This window comes from Candidatus Mikella endobia (assembly GCF_900048045.1).
GTDB lineage: Bacteria > Pseudomonadota > Gammaproteobacteria > Enterobacterales > Enterobacteriaceae > Mikella > Mikella endobia.
This window is the reverse complement of record NZ_LN999831.1, coordinates 46,333-64,950: the sequence shown is the minus strand read 5'-3', so window position 1 is coordinate 64,950 and position 18,618 is coordinate 46,333. Positions and strand designations below refer to the sequence as shown.

The window sequence follows — 18,618 nt, the reverse complement described above, 5'->3', positions numbered from 1 at the left end:
TAGCGCGCGCTGATAGATATTTAATTTTTTTTATAGAAAAATAATATAAATTTAGGAATTATTGTGTTCTATTCTTTACGTATTATCTTTGCTGGTACACCTTATTTTGCTGCGTGTCATTTAAATGCGCTAATGCATACTAAACATAATTTAATCGGTGTTTTAACTCAACCAGATCGTCCTGCTGGACAGAGAAATAGATTTACTCTAAGCCCAGTTAAGCAGTTAGCAGAAAAATATAATGTGCCAGTATTTCAGCCTTTTTCACTGCAAACATTTGAAGTTCAACGTTGTCTAGCAGAGTTAAATGCAGATATTCTAATTGTAGTAGCTTATAGTATGATTCTACCAAAAGCAATTTTAGATATTCCAAAATTAGGATGTATTAATGTACACGGGTCACTATTACCGCGATGGCGCGGGGCAGCGCCTATTCAGAGAGCATTATTATCTGGTGACCAGATAACTGGCGTAACTATTATCAAGATGGATGCTGGTATTGATACTGGTCCTGTGTTGTATAGGACTATATGTCCTATACAACCTGACGATACGAGCGCTTCATTATCTACTAAATTAGCAATTATTGGGTCTAATGCACTGCTAACCACTTTAGAATTATTTATCTCTGGCAACATTACGGCTGAACCACAAAATAATGAACTTATTTCCTATGCTTCTAAAATAAATAAAGAAGAAGCCAGAATAGACTGGAGCTTATCAGCAATTCAGATTGAGCGCTGTATTAGAGCTTTTAATCCTTGGCCTATAAGTTATTTTATAATTTCTGGACATTATATTAGAGTATGGGCTGCTAGAGTTAATAAGCAATTACAGACAGCTGGTGATTTTTTACCAGGAACCATTTTTGCTGTTGATAAAGACGGCATCCATATTACTACTGGTGATGGAATACTAACATTAACTAAACTGCAGCCTGATAGTAAAAAAGTAATGTCAGTACAGGAATTACTCAATTCACGTAGTGAATGGTTTATTCCCGGCATGGTTCTTGTTTAATCATCTTATGTAAAATTTAAGAACATTTCTATGTTAGTTATAGCTATAATAAAAAGGAACTATGTTGTTCTGTCCGTAAGTAGCAAGTAGATTGTGCGATGTCTATTCTCTATACTCCATAAGAAAGTTTCGTTTGTAAAATATACCTAATAAATTATACTAAAAAGTATAGAAATTTTTCAAATTTATGTTGAGTGCATACTCATTGGATTACTGAGGCGCAGAAAGAGTACTTTCACCCATACTGGTATTTTTTATTATTTAATGTTTCCTAACTATCTGTTAACAAACAGGTGGTTTCAAACCTGACCCACTTCTAAACTAGAAAATTTTATTATTAATAGACAATAGTTATAACCGTATCGGCATAATTATATAAATAGCAGATACTTGGTTATTATTAGCAGCATTATCTATCATTTGAATACTAGAAATTCCATCTGTGAGTAATATTTGTACTATATCACCTTTCAAAGCATTGAGCACATCAAGTACATAATTAACATTAAAACAAATTTCTACTTCACTACCATGATAGGTAGCATCAAGAATCTCTTCTGCTTCTTCTTGTTTAGGATTATTAGCAGTAATTTTTAATTTGTTAGTACTCAGATATAACCTGACACCATAAAATCTCTCATTGGAGAGAATAGCTGCTCGTGTAAGAGCTTTTTTCAGAGCATCACAGTTTATTTCAATGTTTTTATCAGTATTTTTGGGAAATACGCGACGATAATCAGGAAAACTACCGTTAATTAGTTTTGAAGTAAACCTATAATTACTGAAGCTGAGACGGATATTATTACTACCAATTTGCACTTTTACTGGCTTATCACTATTACTATCTAGTATGCGTACTAACTCTAATATACTTTTACGTGGTATAATAACAGAATGGAATGGCAAAATATTGTCTATTACTACGGGTACTACACACATGGCTAATCTGTGACCGTCTGTAGCCACAGCACGTAATGTATCTCCTTCAGTTTCAAATAACATACCGTTTAAGTAATAACGTACATCTTGATGTGCCATAGAAAATTGAGTTGACTCAATTAATTGTTTCAAAATTGACTGTTTAATATTAAATTGTACTAAAATTTTTTGTAAATAATCTAAAGTTGGAAACTCTATTGCAGGTAGTGTAGAAAGTAAATAACGGCTACGACCAGATAAAATTAATATTCTTTTACCTTCTAATGTTACTTCGATCTCTGATTCTGCTGGTAGACCTCGGCAAATATCAAAAAATTTACGTGCTGGTACAGTGGTAGCTATATTTGTTTCATAAAAATTATTCAGTACGACTTTAGCTACTATTTCTATTTCTAAATCAGTACCAGTTAATAGCAAACTATTTTTAATTAACTGTAATAGAAGGTTATTTAAAATAGGAAAAATAGGACGCTTAACCCCCAATGTGTTGCTTACTTGTTGCAGAGGCTTGAGCAAATGCTCACGTTTGATGATAAATTTCATAGTTTTTTTCCAACGGCTAAGTTTTTTCTACAAACATATAGTACCGTAGTATGCTGTTTACTAAAAGTATTCATTGTTTAGAGCTATTAGCAATGCTTTGAAAAGTACTACTAATAGTATTAATTGAAAATTTCTTCATGTTTGTAGTATTATCTTGAGTATCAAATTTATTTGAGAAAATAATAATCTATTTAATTGTTAGCTATGGTGATTTGGTTATTTATTTATAATAAAATGGGGTATGCTAAGATATACATGTAAATTGACTTAATATTATATAGTTATTAGAATAATTCTATTCTATAAATAGAATTTAGTTGTCGATAATTATTTATATTTTATATAAATTTAGGTAGAGATCGCTATGAAACGCACTTTCCAACCGTCAGTATTAAAACGTAATCGTACCCATGGTTTTAGAATTCGTATGGCAAATAAAAACGGGCGTCATATTTTAGCAAGACGACGTGCTAAAGGACGTTTATGTTTAACTGTTTCTTCTAAATAAAAATACTTACTATTAAGTGATTAATCTAGCTTTTCCCCGTAAATTAAGGTTGTTAACTTCTAATGATTTTAGAAGTGTATTTAAAAACCATCACCAGTTTGGTGGAATGCAGGATATTATTATTATTAGTCGCTTGAATACATTAGGTCATCCCCGATTAGGTTTTACTATAGCCAAAAAATATATAAAAAAAGCCCATGAACGCAACAGAATTAAACGTTTAATACGCGAAAGTTTTCGCCTGAAACAGCATAATTTGCTTACAATGGATTTTATAGTTTTTACTAAAAAAGACTTTACCCAGATTAATAATCATACCATAATAGAAATATTAGATAAAGTATGGAACGATCATTATCGTCGCTAATTTGAGCGTTACTTGACCAGATGCAGATGACTACTTGTTTGTAATATAAAAGCATCAATACTCATCTTTTGGAGATGAAAAAATTTTTTTTACAATAACTAATCTTCAAAAGAACAAATGTATTCGCCATAGACTCTTTTTTATAAAAGAGACTCATAAATATTTACTTATGTAATTTACGATGGTATGAAACATTTATACGCTGATAATTTATTATTCTTATAATATCAATAATACAACTAATATTGTTTGGTTAACTTAAAAAGTTTCTTTTTTACCTAAAACTAACAATCAAGGAAAATTTTTCCAGCTAGGCTACCAAACTTTAAAGCTGGTAGCAAAATAAAATTCCATGCATTACTTATTCTTGTTCAGAAACTATTAAATTTATCTATAATTCTACTTTTTTGGCTCTATTATTATCATAATTTTTATTGTACGCTAGCTACATTATTACAGTATACTTCAATGTAGCAACAAAAACTAACATTAGAGCGATATGATAAACCACTTTATAGAAATTATAATTTGCAGCAAAATATTATTTATCGTTTACTTGAAAAACGCGGGATTATTTAATATATAAAATTTATATGAGTACAGATACTATCACTGCTATTGCTACACCGCCAGGACGTGGGGGAATAGGTATTTTGCGTGTTTCTGGACCTTTAGTTACATCTGTAGCCAACAGATTATTGGGTAAATTGCCCAGTCCACGACAAGCTGAATATTTACCATTTTACGACAGTAACGGCACTCCTATAGATCAAGGTATTGCTATTTTTTTTCCAGGTCCTTTTTCTTTTACTGGTGAAGATATTTTAGAATTACAGGGTCACGGTGGTCCTATAATATTAGATATGCTATTGCAACAAATTCTATCGCTTCCTAAAGTACGGATTGCTCATCCAGGAGAGTTTTCTAAACGTGCATTTCTAAATAACAAGTTAGATCTTGCTCAAGCAGAGGCTATTGCTGACCTTATAGAGGCTAGTTCAGTTCAAGCAGCAAGATCTGCGTTCAAATCATTGCAAGGCAAGTTTTCTATTCGTATTCATGAATTAGTAGAAATGCTGACTAATTTGCGCATAGCTGTTGAAGCTACTATTGATTTTCCAGATGAAGACATTGATTTTATTTCCAAGAGTAAAATAGAATCAAGTATAAACGATATTATTACTAAACTTAATACGATAATCGACGAAGCTCATCATGGATGTATTTTACGTGAAGGTATTAAAGTAATCATTGCTGGTAAACCCAATGTTGGTAAATCTAGCCTACTAAATACTTTAGTTGGGCGTGATGTAGCAATTGTAACTGCAATTGCAGGTACGACACGCGATATCTTGCATGAAGATATTCATCTAAACGGTATTCCTATGCATATAATAGATACCGCTGGTTTACAAGAATCAGAAGATGAAGTAGAAAAAATTGGTATTGAGCGTGCTTGGCGTGAAATTAAACAGGCAGATCATGTATTATTAATTTTAGATAGTACTAAAACTACACCTAGTGATATTATCACAATACAAAAATTTATAGCACGCATACCATCTAGTATAACGGTCACTATAATTAGAAATAAAGCTGATCTTACCGGAGAAAAAATTGGTATAAAAAAAATAAACAATTACTCAATCATAACTATTTCAGCAAAATACAATATAGGTATAAATTTATTGCGGGAACACCTAAAGCAAAGTATTGGTTTTGCTGGTAGCACTGAAGGAAAATTTTTAGCGCGGCGCCGTCATCTAGAAGCACTAAAAAATACTGGAAAACATTTACTTCAAGGAAAAGAACAATTATTGAATGCATTTTCTTGTGAACTATTAGCTGAAGAATTACGGTTAGCGCAACAAATAATTAGTGAAATTACAGGAGAATTTAGTTCGAATGATTTGCTGAAAAAAATTTTTTCTAGTTTTTGTATTGGTAAATAATTACCAATATATTTGACATATGTGTTAAATTAAGATATTTATATATAAATGGGGTCGTTAGCTCAGTTGGTAGAGCAGTTGACTCTTAATCAATTGGTCGTAGGTTCGAATCCTACACGACCCATAAATAAAAGTAGAATAAGAAACTTTTAATTATTATTATTTTATATTTTTTCTAGTATTGATAGCACATCAGTTATTTTTTTTACCCCAAAAATCTGCATATCTGTGGTATTTTTTTTAGGTACATTTTCCTGTGGCACAATAGCACGTTGAAAACCATGTTGAAAAGCCTCCTGAATTCTTTCAGGACCACTAGGTACTGGGCGAATTTCTCCTGCGATACCTATTTCACCGAATGTAACTAGATCTTTCGGTAAAGGACAGTCTCTCATACTAGAGATTATCGCTAACATAAGCGCTAAATCAGCGCTGGTTTCATGAATTTTTATCCCGCCAACTACATTAATAAACAAATTTTTATCTGCTATTTGCAATCCTCCGTGACGGTGTAGTACCGCTAACAAAATTGCTAGTCTATTTTTTTTCTCTAATCCTACAGTTACTATACGAGGATTTTCTATTATGATTGAGTTATCTATTAACGCTTGAATCGCTACTAGTAGCGGTCGAGTACCTTTCCATACTACCATTACGCTGCTTCCAGATGTTATTTCCCCGCTGGTTAAGAAAATAGCTGATGGATTACTAATTTCACACAATCCATGTGCGGTCATTGTAAACAATCCCAGCTCATTTATTGCTCCAAATCTGTTTTTATGGCTACGTAGTGTTAGTATACTAGAATCAGAATCTCTATTTAACATAATAGAACAATCTATACAATGTTCAAGCATTTTGGGACCAGCTAAAGATCCATTTTGAGTCACATGATAAACTATAATAATAGCAACATCTTTTGTTTTTGCAAATCGTGTTAAGTAAGCAGCTGATTCCCTTATTTGAGTAACGCTACCTGGTAAAGATTGTAAATTTGTCATATGCATTACTTGAATTGAATCAATTATTATTAATTTAATTTTTTTCTGCAAAGCTTTTATGCAAATTTTTTCAATGCTAGTTTCTGATAAGATACTTATATCTCTGATAGGTAAATTAATTCTGTGTGCACGCAGTGCCACCTGTTTCAATGATTCCTCACCAGTTACGTATAGAGTATTCATGTTAGCAGTAATATTATAGAGTGTTTGCATTAGAAGTGTGCTTTTTCCTACTCCAGGGTTACCTCCAATTAAAATAACGCTACCTGGCACTATACCTCCACCTAGCACACGATCAAGTTCTTTAAAACCTGTTGAAAATCTAGGAATATCTTCGATATTGATTTCCGATAGCTTTTGTATTTTATTTACGCGGTTATTTCCAGCATAACCGCTAAACTGATCTTGGCTTACTGCTGAGTTAGTAGAATTAAAGAGAATCTCAGTAATAGAATTCCAGGCATAACATACAGTACATTGCCCTTGCCAACGAAGATAAGTTGTATCGCATTGATTACATGCAAAAGTATGTTTAGCTATTTTGGCCATAATAAATTAATCTCAGCACTATTGTTGAATGCTATAGTTTAGTTTCTACTTCTTTTACAGAAAGAAATATATGAATAACTATTATAATATAGTTAGTAACTACTAGTCATTAATTTAATTAATAAATTCAATAATTATTACTTATCCAGCACCATAGCTCACTTTTGGCTACATTATTGCACGAAAAATAAGCTAAATGTGGCGTTAGGATATTCCATCAAAATTACGCATAGCTTCTTTTATACCTAACCATGACAGCATACTTTTTCTGAAAGCATCATTATTTGTTCAGGTATTATTTGTTATTTAGTTAGCAACATACTATGTACTACATTTTCTTATTAAAGATGATCTGTTGGTGGCAGTGAGTAAGATACAAACAATTGGATAATTTAATTACTATTTCTTTTTTATAACTTTTGGACACCTTAGTGTCCATTGCATAATTACCATATGTTGTAATAACCAGTAGCTTCTGGTTTTCATTTATATTAGATGCGCAATCTTAATGACAGATAAAATCTGTTTTAAATTTTATTTATAAGTGCTCTAATTTTGAAAACGAGATAATTTATTTTTTATTGGAAATATTATCCCGAGGAACTTCAACACTATACTTACGATCTCTAAAATTACGTCGTATGCGATTACGACGTTTAATATTATTATGTTGTGGTAATATCAGGGGACGTTCTCCTTGGGCCATTTTCAACAATACTGCAGCTAAAGTTTCCATATCTAACTCTTCCGCCGGTTGTAATTTGGCTAACAGTGCGCGATACATATTTAGATCATTACTTTCTAGCTGATTTTGTACTTTATCTGCAAAATTAGCTAACCTACGGCTACTTAACATTTCTGGAGTAGGTAGTTTTACTTCATTTATTCTCAGTTTCATGAGACGTTCAATATTACGCAATAGACGTCGTTCTCTGTTTTCTACAAATAATAGTGCCCTACCAGTTCGTCCCGCACGACCGGTACGTCCGATACGATGAACATAAGATTCAGAATCTAGCGGAATATCGTAGTTTACTACCAAACTAATACGATCAACATCTAGTCCCCGTGCAGCGACATCAGTAGCTATCAGTATATCTAAACGACCCTTTTTCAAACGATCTAATGTCTGTTCTCGTAATGTTTGATTCATGTCACCATTGAGAGCAGCACTATTATAACCGTTTTTTTCTAACGCTTCGGCTACTTCCAATGTGGCATTTTTAGTACGCACGAATATAATAGCTGCATCAAAATCTTCTGCTTCTAAAAAACGAGCCAAAGCTTCATTTTTGCGTATTCCTCCTTGAACTATCCAATAGCATTGATTGATATCTGGACAGGTATTTACACTAGATTGAATCCGTACTTCATATGGATTATTCATAAAACGTCGCGTAATTCTACGAATTACTTCGGGCATAGTAGCTGAGAACAAAGCAGTTTGATGTTTAGCTGGTATCTGAGAGAGAATATTTTCTACATCTTCTATAAACCCCATTCGCAACATTTCATCCGCTTCATCTAGCACTAATCCATTTAAATTCGATAGATTTAGAGTCCCTCTTTTTAAATGATCTAATAAGCGTCCTGGAGTACCAACAACAACTTGGGGACCATAGCGCAGGGCGCGTAATTGTAAGTCATAACGTTGCCCTCCGTATAAAGAAACTATATTAACACCTGTTATATACTTAGCAAAATATATACAGGCGTCCCCTACCTGTACTGCTAATTCTCTAGTAGGAGCTAGAACTAATATCTGTGGTGCAGCTAATTCTGGATTAATATTTTGTAACAACGGTAAAGAAAAAGCAGCAGTTTTCCCGCTACCTGTTTGAGCCATACCTAGGACATCACGTCCAGCTAACAGCTGCGGAATACAAGCAGACTGTATTGGTGATGGTTTTTCATAACCAAGATCTTCCAGTGCTTTAAGAATAGGAGCTTTAAGCCCCAAATCGGAAAAAGATGTTTCTACTTTAGACATTGTACGCGTGTCTCATTTTTAAATGTATTGTATTTTTTTCTATTAAATAAAATTTTTTCTAAAAAAGTTAGCTTTTATGTGTATTTTTATTTTAAACACTGGCTTCTTTGATACTTAGGCGAACACGACCCTGACGGTCTACTTCAATAACTTTAACAGGAACTTCTTGTCCTAATTCAAGATAATCAGTAACTTTTTCTACACGTTTATCTACTATTTGAGATATATGTACTAAACCTTCTTTGCCACCACTTAGAACAACAAAAGCTCCAAAATCAACTATACGAGCAACTTTACCATTATAAATACGTCCTACTTCTATTTCAGAAGTAATTTCTTTAATACGACGAATAGCGTGGTGAGCTTTATCATTGCTAATAGCTACAACTTTTACAGTACCGTCATCTTCAATTTCTATCGTTGTACCAGTTTCCTCTGTTAACACGCGAATAACAGAACCTCCTTTACCAATTAAATCTTTTATTTTATTGGGATTAATTTTTAACGTATGAATACGGGGTGCGAATTCAGAAATATTACAACGGGGCGAGCTAATAGACCGTTCCATGATTTTAATGATATGAGTTCTGGCGCTTTTAGCTTGTTCAAGCGCTATTTTCATTATTTTGCGTGTTATTCCTTCTATTTTTATATCCATTTGCAATGCGGTAATACCTTCAATACTACCAGCAACTTTCAGATCCATATCTCCTAAATGATCTTCATCTCCGATGATATCAGATAATACAACAAAATTATCTTCTTCTTTAATCAAACCTATAGCGATACCAGCAACAGCTGTTTTGATAGGTACTCCAGCATCCATTAGTGCTAGCGAAGCACCGCAAACAGAAGCCATTGAAGAAGAACCATTAGATTCAGTTATTTCTGCTACTACTCTAATGGTATAAGGAAATTCGTGGGCATTAGGCATTACTGCCATAATTCCCCGTTTTGCTAAACGTCCGTGGCCTATTTCACGACGTTTTGGCGATCCTACCATACCGGTTTCACCCACACAATAAAAAGGAAAATTATAGTGTAGTAAAAATCTATCTATTCTTTCACCTGTAAGGTCATCAATATTCTGTGCATCACGTTCAGTTCCTAGCGTAACGGTAACCAGTGCTTGAGTTTCTCCCCTAGTGAACAACGCTGAACCGTGAGTACGTGGTAGGATCCCAATCCTAATATCTAGATTACGAATCATATTTTTTTCACGACCATCGATACGCGGTTTTCCTTGTAATACTCTGCTACGTACTATATTTTTTTCTATGCTACAGAAAATACTTTGTATTTCGTTTTCTTCTAAATTTTTGTCCTGGGACTTTAAATTTTCTATAGTATCTGTCTTTATGGCGGCAATAGCTGTATAACGATTTTGTTTTTCAGTGATGCTGTAAGCCTCACAGAGACGAGATTCAGCTAGTTCTACAACCTTCTTTTTTAGGGGAACATTAATAGCTGGTGGCTGCCATTGCCATTTTTGCTTACCAGCTTTAGCAACTAATTCATTAATATTGTCTATTACTACTTGTTGTTGATTATGTCCATATACTATAGCGTCCAGCATTTGATCTTCGTTCAGTAATTGTGCTTCTGATTCTACCATAAGTACTGTATTAGCAGTACCAGCAACTACTAGATCTAATCTACTTTCAGTTAGTTCTAATTTAGTAGGATTTAATACATACTGGTTATTAATAAAACCAACTCTGGCGGCACCAATAGGACCGTTAAAAGGAATACCTGACAGACTTATCGCTGCTGAAGCTCCAATCATTGCTACAATATCTGGGCTAATCTGAGGATTAATCGATACCACTGTAGCAATAATCTGTACTTCATTAAAAAAACCTTCGGGAAATAAAGGACGAATAGGTCGGTCAATTAATCTAGAAATTAAAGTTTCGCCTTCACTAGGTCGTCCTTCACGACGAAAAAAGCCACCGGGAAAACGTCCCGCAGCGTAAGTTCGTTCTTGATAATTCACTGTTAACGGAAAGAAACTGTGTCCTGTTTTTTCTTGTTTGGCGCCTACAACAGCTACAAAAACTGCTGTATCTTCCATAGTTATCATAACTGCAGCAGTAGCCTGTCGGGCCATTAGTCCAGTTTCTATTTTTACGGTATGAGAACCGTATTGAAACTTGCAAACAATCTGATTTAGCAAAATAATTTCCTTATTTAAAAGTTCGTGTCTATTCTTTAAATCCAGAATACAATCACGATTAAATCTTAAAGGATAAAGCTGATCTTACGCCGTATTAATGTTGCTTCTCCTAAAATATCCTTAAAAATTACTACTAAATTAATGACGAAGATCTAGACGTTCAATAAGGTTGGTATAACGTACTCTATCTTTGTTTTTTAAGTATTCTAGCAGTTTACGGCGTTTTGAAACCATACGTAATAGACCCCGGCGACTATGATGGTCATTTTTATGTTCTATAAAATGATTATGCAGATGGCTAATATTAGTAGTTAAAATAGCTATCTGAACTTCAGTATAACCGCTGTCTTTAGCGTTACGGCCGAAATTATAAATAATTTTTTCTTTTATTTCAAAACTTAGAGACATTATAATACTCCAAATTATGGTAAAATAGATGAACGTTGATCTCTAATTTAGCTACTATTTTACTATTAGTAATTCTTAATCGCAATACTAATAAATGTGTATTTAGATACAGTTTTTAGCTATCAGGCGACGTGGAATTAGAAGTGCCTGAGATGTTATTTCTCCAATACCAAAAAATTGATTAGTAGTACCATAAATCATCCGTACTAAACCCACCGTAGGTGGCGCTATAAGATTTATAGGTTGACCCAATAACACTCTATCTGCTAGGGAAGAGGGGATATTTATTGTAGGCATAGCTATTAGAGCACTATCTATAGGTAATAGTAAAGCATCTAAACACGCTAAGGTTTCTTGTCTAGTTTCGGTATGTATAGCTTGAATAGTTTTAAGTGTTATCATATCTTTGCTAGAATAGTTAGCTATTGCTATTCTTCGTAATGCAATTACGTGTGCACCACAGCCTAAACGTTCACCTAAATCATCTATAATAGTGCGGATATAAGTTCCTTTAGAACAATGAATTTCTAGTTCTAACTTAGTTAAGTCCCAATGATGTAATTTTAAATCGTAAATATTAATTGGTCGTGCCTCGCGTACCACTGGGATTCCTTTCCTAGCATATTCATACAGAGGACGCCCCTGATATTTTAAAGCTGAAAAAATAGACGGCACTTGTTTTTTTTCACCGAGGAAATAGTTAAGCTCTGTCATTAACTTCGTCTTATTTAGTAAGACGGGTCGTCTATTAATAATTTGTCCCTTAGCGTCAGAAGTATTTGTACGCTCACCTAATTTAGCGGTTACTTTATATCGTTTATCGGCATTTAGCAAAAATTGAGAAAATTTAGTTGCCTCGCCTAAACAAATAGGCAACATACCAGTTGCTAATGGATCTAAGGATCCAGTATGCCCGGCCTTCTTAGCATAATAGAGACGCTTCACATTTTGTAACACATTGTTAGATGATATGTCTAGGGGTTTATCTAGCAGTACAATACCGTTAATATTACGATAGCTGCAGTTTAGATGTTTCATGTTTTTTCAGTATCTTCAAGATACTTATTTATATATAAAGTTTGGCTATTATTATTTTTAACAACCTGTCTCACTAATTTAGTGATACGTATTCCTTCTACAAGTGAATTATCATATATAAAAGTTAATTCTGGCACTATACGTAAGTACATTGATTTACCAAGAAGTAGGCGTACTTTGTACGCCATATCTTGTAAAAGATGAATATTTTTTCTAACTTTTTCAGGTGTTTCGTTATTTAAAAAAGTAACAAAAATTTTTGCATAAGCGAAATCTTTAGAAACTTTAACGTAGGATACTGTTGTTATTTTTATGCGAGGATCTTTAATTTCGCGCTGTAAGATAATGGCAGTATTTTTTTTAATTTCCTGTGAAACGCGCTGTATACGACTATATTCGTTTGCCATTTTACAAATATTCTCAAATAAAATATTGCCTGATAAAATCTTATCAGACACTAGTACGTTTTATCTCAACAGAGTTAAATACTTCAATTATATCACCTAAAATAATGTTATTATAATTTTTTACTCCAATACCACATGTCATACCATTACGAACTTCGTTAACATTATCTTTAAAATGTCGTAATGAATCTATTTCACCTTCATAAATTACTACATTTTTACGCAAAATACGTATTTTATTATGACATTTAACTACTCCTTCAGTTACTATACAACCAGCAATAGCACCGAATTTTAGTGAATTAAATACATCACTAACTTTTGCTATACCTACTATTTCCTGTTTGTATGCTGGTAATAACATACAATTCATGGCTTTTTTTACTTCATTAATGAGATCATAGATTATTGAGTAATATCGTATATCAATTTTTTTTGTTTCAAGAAGCTGATTAACAGAATTTTCTGCACGAACATTAAAACCTAGTAGAATAGCATTAGAGGTTGCTGCTAACGTTACATCAGTATCAGTAATACTACCCACACCAGAACCCACAATTTTTACTTTTATTTTCTCGGTAGATAAATTTTCTAGTGCATTGCTGATGGCTTCAGCTGAACCCTGTACGTCAGATTTAAGCACTATGTTTAGTTCAGATATTTCACTTTTAGTGAAGTTAGAGAACATGTTTTCCAGAGTTGACTGTTGTTGACGTGCTAATTTTATTTCACGAAATTTACTTTGGCGATAAATAGCTACTTCTCGTGCTTTTTTCTCATCACGTACTACTGTTACTTTATCACCAACAGCTGGAATTCCTGATAGGCCTAAAATTTTAACGGGAACAGATGGTCCAGCAGATTTTAAATCGCAACCAAATTCATTGCGCATAGCACGCACACGACCATATTCCAAACCACAAAGAACTACATCACCCCGATTAAGGGTACCTTCAAGTACTAGCACTGTAGCAACTGGACCTAATCCCTTATCTAAACAAGATTCGATGACGACACCAGAAGCAAATCCTTTATTGATTGCTTTGAGTTCTAAAATTTCTGCTTGCAGTAAAATTGCTTCAAGTAATTTATCAATACCAGAGCCAGTTTTAGCAGAAACATATACAAATTGATTTTCACCACCCCATTCTTCTGGAAGCAGATCGTATTTTGTAAGTTCATTTTTTATGATATCTGGATTTGATTCTAGTTTATCAATTTTGTTAACAGCAACTACTATTGGTACTTTAGCGACTTTTGCATGCTGAATAGCTTCAATTGTCTGCAGCATCACTCCTTCATCTGCAGCTACTACTAGTACTATTATATCCGTTATCTGCACACCACGTGCTCTCATTGCTGTAAATGCTGCATGACCTGGTGTATCAAGGAAAGTTATCATTCCTTTTTCAGTTTTTAACTGATAGGTACCCAGATGCTGCGTAATACCACCTACCTCTCCTGCCGCTACTTTAGCCGTGCGAATATAGTCTAGTATAGATGTTTTACCATGATCTACATGTCCCATTATAGTTACTATTGGCGCACGTAATTCTGTAGTAGCTGGATTTATGGTATTGCGTTCATACATTACTGATTCTTCTAACTTGTTTTTACTACATAGTATAACATTATGACCCATTTCTTCTGCTATGAGTTGCGCTGTTTCTTGATCTATAACTTGGTTGATGGTAGCTATAGCACCTAATTTCATCATTGTTTTAATGACCTGCGATACTTTTAGAGCCATTTTATTAGCTAATTCTGTTACAGAAATAGTTTCCCCTATGATTACATCGCGGTTCACCACTTGGGTGGGTTTATTAAACCTATGTAGTAAAGTGCTTTTTTTACGCTGATTTTTATGATAACTACCTACTGTTCGTGCTTCTTCTCTATCAGAATCTAATGCTGATAGTTTACTTATTTTTTTCTTACTAGAGTTGAAAACTCTGGTACGGCGATGATCACCTTCAATTTTTATATCATTTTCTTCCTCTGCTTCTAGGACATAATTAGAGGTATTAAAATTGTAATAGTTAATAATATCTACCTCTTCTGCAGAGGCAGTATTCAAATTATTACCTAATTTTTCAGCAAACCGACGTTTTTTATCAACTTGTTTATAGCTCTTTTCTTCTACTTTATGATGCATTTCATCTGCAACTGGGCGTTTAAAATTAGCTAATTCTTTACGCTTATTTTTATCTTTTTTATGTAGGGCTTTTTCTTCAGCTTCTCTTTGAGCTTTTTCTTCAGCTTCTCTTTGAGCTTTTTCTTCAGCTTCTCTTTGAGCTTTTTCTTCAGCTTCTCGTTGGGCTTTTTCTTCAGCTTCTCTTTGAGCTTTTTCTTCAGCTTCTCTTTGAGCTTTTTCTTCAGCTTCTCTTTGAGCTTTTTCTTCAGCTTGCGAATATAATTGAGTATTTGGATTATTTTGTATATAATTGCGATTTCTGCGAAATTCAATTGGTATCGATTTACTTTTACCTTCTGTAGTATAAATATTTAACATGCTACGTATTTTACGTTGCCAAGTTAATTTATTAGAAATAATATTTCTATTGTTTAAATAAGCAAAAAAAATTTTTTTTTCTATTTCAGTTACAGAATCCACTGCTGTTTTATCGATACCAGCATTAGCAAATTGCTTTATAAGGTTATCAACCGGAATATGTATTTCAGCAGCGAGCGATTTCATGGTTACTGTTATATCTGTCATGCTGTTAATTTCCTGCTATAATTTATTTATTGTTATCTTTAAACCAGCAAATATTACGCGCTGCCATGATTATCTTTCCTGCTTTTTCATTACTCAAACCTTCAATATTTGATATATCTTGGACACTCTGTTCAGCAAGATCTTCTAAATTACAAACACCATGCTGAGCCAATTTAAATGCTATGCATCGCTCCAGTTCTGGAAGATCTAGCAGATCTTTAGCTGGTACTTTTTTATTCTTTTTTTTCGCTAAAGAAAGATTATTCAGTGCATTTTTTGCTTTTTCACGTAACATTATTATTGTTTTTTCATTTATCAATTTCATTTCTAGCAATTCATTTAACGGTACATATGCTAATTCTTCCAGGGATGAGAAACCTTCCGCTACTAGCACTGTAGCTAAATTTTTAGTAATATGTAGATTACTAGTTAAGATATTGATAGCTTCATTGGTTTCAGCTTGATGTTTTAACTTTAGATCTTCTACTGTCATTACAGTTAACTCCCAGCCGCTAAGCTGGGAAGCTAGTCTAACGTTTTGTCCGTTACGTCCAATAGCTTGAGCAAGATTATTTGCTTCTACCGCGATATCCATCGTGTGCTTATCTTCGTCTACTACTATAGAAGCGATATCTGCAGGAGCCATGGCATTAATAACGAACTTAGCAGGATTATTATCCCATAACACAATATCGATACGTTCGCCATTGAGTTCATTAGAAACTGCTTGAACACGTGCTCCACGCATTCCGACGCAAGCTCCAATAGGATCAATACGTTTATCATGGGTTATCACTGCTATTTTTGCACGGGAACCAGGATCTCTAGCAACAGCTTTAATTTCAATTATTTCCTCACTTATTTCCGGTACCTCAATTCTGAATAATTCGACTAACATCTCCGGACGTGATCTACTTACAAACAGTTGTGCACCTCTAGATTCGGGACGAATAGAATATAATATCCCTCGTATACGGTCTCCAGTACGAAAATTTTCCCTAGGAAGCATATCCTCACTACAAATTACTGCTTCAACATGGTTTCCTAAATCTAAAATTAAGTTATCTCTATTAACTGTTTTCACTACACTTGTTAGAAGTTTCCCTTCGTAATGACAGAATTGATCGATAATAATTGCACGTTCTGCTTCACGTACTTTCTGAATTATTACTTGTTTTGCAGTTTGAGTAGTAATACGATCAAATGTAATTGAATCTATTTTATCTTCTATATAACCACCTATTGTTGCTAGCGGATCATCAATTTTTGCAGCAGCAAGGGTAATTTCCCTAGTAGGTTGAGTAACCTTATCTACAATAATCCAACGACGAAAGGTATTCAAATCACCTGATTTTTGATTTATACTAACGCGAACATCTATTTCTTGTTCGTATTTTTTCTTAGTTGCTGTAGCTAGTGCTATTTCTAGAGCTTCGAAAATTTTTTCTCTGGGGATTGATTTTTCATTAGAAACTGCTTCAACAACAGCAAGAATTTCTTTATTCATTTTAGTTACCTTAGTTAGTAATACATTACAACTATAGGTACTATATTTTCTTTCTGGATATTATTTGCTAATTTATATTTTTCATCTACAGTTACAGTAACTATTTTACTAGATACTGTTTTTATAATTTCTAGCAATTTATTTTTTACTGTAATACGTAACATTAATATAAATTCACTATTATAGATATGTAACGTTGACTGGGAATTACGAATAAAGTCAATAACTACTAGAATAAATTCTAATATTTTTATCGGTTCATAGATTATATCTATTAATTTTTGTTTTAATGTTGTCAAAAGTAACTCCAAATATAAGAATGTAATTTCAATAAACAATTTGACTATTAAGCTAGATTTAATCTCTAGCTATCAAGCTAATAAAATACCCAGAAAATTATGGTGATTTAAATTTTAATTAATAAAAACCTATAATACAGCAAGTATATTTGAAAAATTTTTTAAAAAATATTTTATTTATGTGAAACTGTTAATATTTATGAAAAAATTATTTCTAAAATTAGTACCGAGGACGGGATTTGAACCCGTAAGCCTTACGGCACTACCACCTCAAGGTAGCGTGTTTACCAATTCCACCACCTCGGCACTGAATTACTAATCATGTTTGCAATTTTTCAACTGGTTTACTTTTTTATACTGAACATTATTTAGATCGGTACCATTTATTTTTTTACTATATTTATTACTTATATTTCCTAGTATTAAACTGAGAACAAAAACTAGCGTTGCTAGTATAAATGTTATACTAGTTACGAACTTATTATAAGTTTTAAAACTAAATATAGTACTGCCTACACTTGATGAAGTTTTTACATCAGCACCTTTAATTTGTTGCAGCATAATTAGTATTATAAGTACAATAGATATTACTAGAAAAATAACTAATAGAAATCGATACATATTTTGTATCCGTAATTGAATTACTAAATAGATATCTCTTTTTATAAGAGGGTATCTAAAATATTCAATTTTAATCAAAATTAATTTTAAAATAAAACTTACTTTAGTTGCCACTATATTTTACAGCTAACTAATTGTTAGCAGAAAAACAAACTAAAATTAAACAACAGATATTCTCTTTTTAACTATAAATGACAACAATAATAATACCATCGACAGTAGTCAACTTTTCCATCAAGATGTACTTGTGGCTCCTCCATCCATACTAATGCAACAACTTAATAGCTAGCAATCTGGTACGGTACAGCAAAATAAACAATAATTTTCAGTTTTTTAATACTGATATTATTGGCACCCAGTTAAATCTAACAGATAACATTATAGAGAAATAATCTAAGACGTTTATCTTTGCAAAATTTATCAATATTTTACTAAAATACCAGTAGCCTAATAAAAATTAGGGTAGTAAAGAAAATAATATTACTTAATTTCAAAATTATTTGTTGTTAATCATTACCAATATAAGTTCTAATAAATGAGTTTATCATTATAAATTTTAAATCATAAATATGAT

General features: G+C 32.9%; 15 protein-coding genes, 2 tRNA genes and 1 pseudogene. 5 read left to right on the top strand and 13 right to left on the bottom strand.

The annotated features are described in order from the left end of the window. Positions 1-63: 63 nt before the first annotated feature. Positions 64-1,020 carry a methionyl-tRNA formyltransferase gene (fmt, locus tag A4A67_RS00275; RefSeq protein ID WP_067569026.1) on the top strand — a complete coding sequence of 319 codons (957 nt, stop codon included), beginning with the start codon at positions 64-66 and terminating at the stop codon, positions 1,018-1,020. A 351-nt stretch (positions 1,021-1,371) separates the two neighbouring features. Here fmt and dnaN read toward each other — a convergent pair whose 3' ends face one another. Further along, positions 1,372-2,502, bottom strand: coding sequence for a DNA polymerase III subunit beta (gene dnaN / locus A4A67_RS00270; RefSeq protein ID WP_067569024.1), 1,131 nt, complete (start codon positions 2,500-2,502; stop codon positions 1,372-1,374). 364 nt (positions 2,503-2,866) lie between these two features. Here dnaN and rpmH point away from each other — a divergent pair, with 364 nt between their 5' ends. From rpmH to A4A67_RS00250, 4 genes are all read left to right on the top strand, one after another. Continuing rightward, a complete protein-coding gene (gene rpmH, locus A4A67_RS00265; protein ID WP_067569022.1) occupies positions 2,867-3,010 on the top strand; it encodes a 50S ribosomal protein L34 in 144 nt (47 codons plus the stop codon). 16 nt (positions 3,011-3,026) lie between these two features. After that, a complete protein-coding gene (gene rnpA / locus A4A67_RS00260) occupies positions 3,027-3,377 on the top strand; it encodes a ribonuclease P protein component (RefSeq protein ID WP_067569014.1) in 351 nt (116 codons plus the stop codon). 593 nt (positions 3,378-3,970) lie between these two features. Then, positions 3,971-5,329 carry a tRNA uridine-5-carboxymethylaminomethyl(34) synthesis GTPase MnmE gene (gene mnmE, locus A4A67_RS00255; RefSeq protein WP_067569012.1) on the top strand — a complete coding sequence of 453 codons (1,359 nt, stop codon included), beginning with the start codon at positions 3,971-3,973 and terminating at the stop codon, positions 5,327-5,329. A 51-nt stretch (positions 5,330-5,380) separates the two neighbouring features. After that, positions 5,381-5,453 (top strand) — tRNA-Lys (locus A4A67_RS00250). Between the two features lie 40 nt (positions 5,454-5,493). Here A4A67_RS00250 and radA read toward each other — a convergent pair. The 12 genes and pseudogenes from radA to secG all read right to left on the bottom strand — a co-directional run bounded on the left by radA (position 5,494) and on the right by secG (position 18,044). Beyond that, positions 5,494-6,879, bottom strand: coding sequence for a DNA repair protein RadA (gene radA, locus A4A67_RS00245; protein WP_067569009.1), 1,386 nt, complete (start codon positions 6,877-6,879; stop codon positions 5,494-5,496). 399 nt (positions 6,880-7,278) lie between these two features. Further along, positions 7,279-7,365: a DNA polymerase III subunit psi gene (locus A4A67_RS01685; RefSeq protein ID WP_082797656.1), complete on the bottom strand. Its 87-nt coding sequence runs from the start codon at positions 7,363-7,365 to the stop codon at positions 7,279-7,281. 133 nt (positions 7,366-7,498) lie between these two features. Next, positions 7,499-8,869, bottom strand: a pseudogene (locus A4A67_RS00240) (DEAD/DEAH box helicase); the annotation flags it as partial. 91 nt (positions 8,870-8,960) lie between these two features. Beyond that, entirely contained in the window at positions 8,961-11,045 is a 2,085-nt protein-coding gene (gene pnp, locus A4A67_RS00235; protein WP_067569005.1) for a polyribonucleotide nucleotidyltransferase, read from the bottom strand. A 138-nt stretch (positions 11,046-11,183) separates the two neighbouring features. Next, entirely contained in the window at positions 11,184-11,453 is a 270-nt protein-coding gene (rpsO, locus tag A4A67_RS00230) for a 30S ribosomal protein S15 (RefSeq protein ID WP_067569003.1), read from the bottom strand. 102 nt (positions 11,454-11,555) lie between these two features. Further along, a complete protein-coding gene (gene truB, locus A4A67_RS00225; RefSeq protein ID WP_067568998.1) occupies positions 11,556-12,491 on the bottom strand; it encodes a tRNA pseudouridine(55) synthase TruB in 936 nt (311 codons plus the stop codon). After that, entirely contained in the window at positions 12,488-12,898 is a 411-nt protein-coding gene (gene rbfA, locus A4A67_RS00220; protein WP_067569644.1) for a 30S ribosome-binding factor RbfA, read from the bottom strand. The genes truB and rbfA overlap by 4 nt, the downstream gene beginning before the upstream one ends. Before the next feature lie 43 nt (positions 12,899-12,941). Further along, the gene (gene infB / locus A4A67_RS00215; RefSeq protein WP_067568996.1) at positions 12,942-15,617 is read right to left on the bottom strand and encodes a translation initiation factor IF-2; all 2,676 of its coding nucleotides are present in this window, start codon (positions 15,615-15,617) and stop codon (positions 12,942-12,944) included. Between the two features lie 22 nt (positions 15,618-15,639). Beyond that, positions 15,640-17,124: a transcription termination factor NusA gene (nusA, locus tag A4A67_RS00210; protein ID WP_067568993.1), complete on the bottom strand. Its 1,485-nt coding sequence runs from the start codon at positions 17,122-17,124 to the stop codon at positions 15,640-15,642. Positions 17,125-17,138: 14 nt separating this feature from the next. Then, a complete protein-coding gene (locus A4A67_RS00205; RefSeq protein WP_067568990.1) occupies positions 17,139-17,423 on the bottom strand; it encodes an LSm family protein in 285 nt (94 codons plus the stop codon). A 224-nt stretch (positions 17,424-17,647) separates the two neighbouring features. After that, positions 17,648-17,729 (bottom strand) — tRNA-Leu (locus A4A67_RS00200). 9 nt (positions 17,730-17,738) lie between these two features. Next, positions 17,739-18,044: a preprotein translocase subunit SecG gene (gene secG / locus A4A67_RS00195; protein ID WP_067568987.1), complete on the bottom strand. Its 306-nt coding sequence runs from the start codon at positions 18,042-18,044 to the stop codon at positions 17,739-17,741. Between the last annotated feature and the right edge of the window lie 574 nt (positions 18,045-18,618).

Bases quoted from the DNA above. Each gene is read 5' to 3' on its own strand.
- A4A67_RS01685 (WP_082797656.1), bottom strand. From the start codon at position 7,365: ATGAAAACCAGAAGCTACTGGTTATTACAACATATGGTAATTATGCAA.
- mnmE (WP_067569012.1), top strand. From the start codon at position 3,971: ATGAGTACAGATACTATCACTGCTATTGCTACACCGCCAGGACGTGGG.
- secG (WP_067568987.1), bottom strand. From the start codon at position 18,044: ATGTATCGATTTCTATTAGTTATTTTTCTAGTAATATCTATTGTACTT.
- rpsO (WP_067569003.1), bottom strand. From the start codon at position 11,453: ATGTCTCTAAGTTTTGAAATAAAAGAAAAAATTATTTATAATTTCGGC.
- dnaN (WP_067569024.1), bottom strand. From the start codon at position 2,502: ATGAAATTTATCATCAAACGTGAGCATTTGCTCAAGCCTCTGCAACAA.
- rbfA (WP_067569644.1), bottom strand. From the start codon at position 12,898: ATGGCAAACGAATATAGTCGTATACAGCGCGTTTCACAGGAAATTAAA.
- rpmH (WP_067569022.1), top strand. From the start codon at position 2,867: ATGAAACGCACTTTCCAACCGTCAGTATTAAAACGTAATCGTACCCAT.
- radA (WP_067569009.1), bottom strand. From the start codon at position 6,879: ATGGCCAAAATAGCTAAACATACTTTTGCATGTAATCAATGCGATACA.
- infB (WP_067568996.1), bottom strand. From the start codon at position 15,617: ATGACAGATATAACAGTAACCATGAAATCGCTCGCTGCTGAAATACAT.
- nusA (WP_067568993.1), bottom strand. From the start codon at position 17,124: ATGAATAAAGAAATTCTTGCTGTTGTTGAAGCAGTTTCTAATGAAAAA.
- truB (WP_067568998.1), bottom strand. From the start codon at position 12,491: ATGAAACATCTAAACTGCAGCTATCGTAATATTAACGGTATTGTACTG.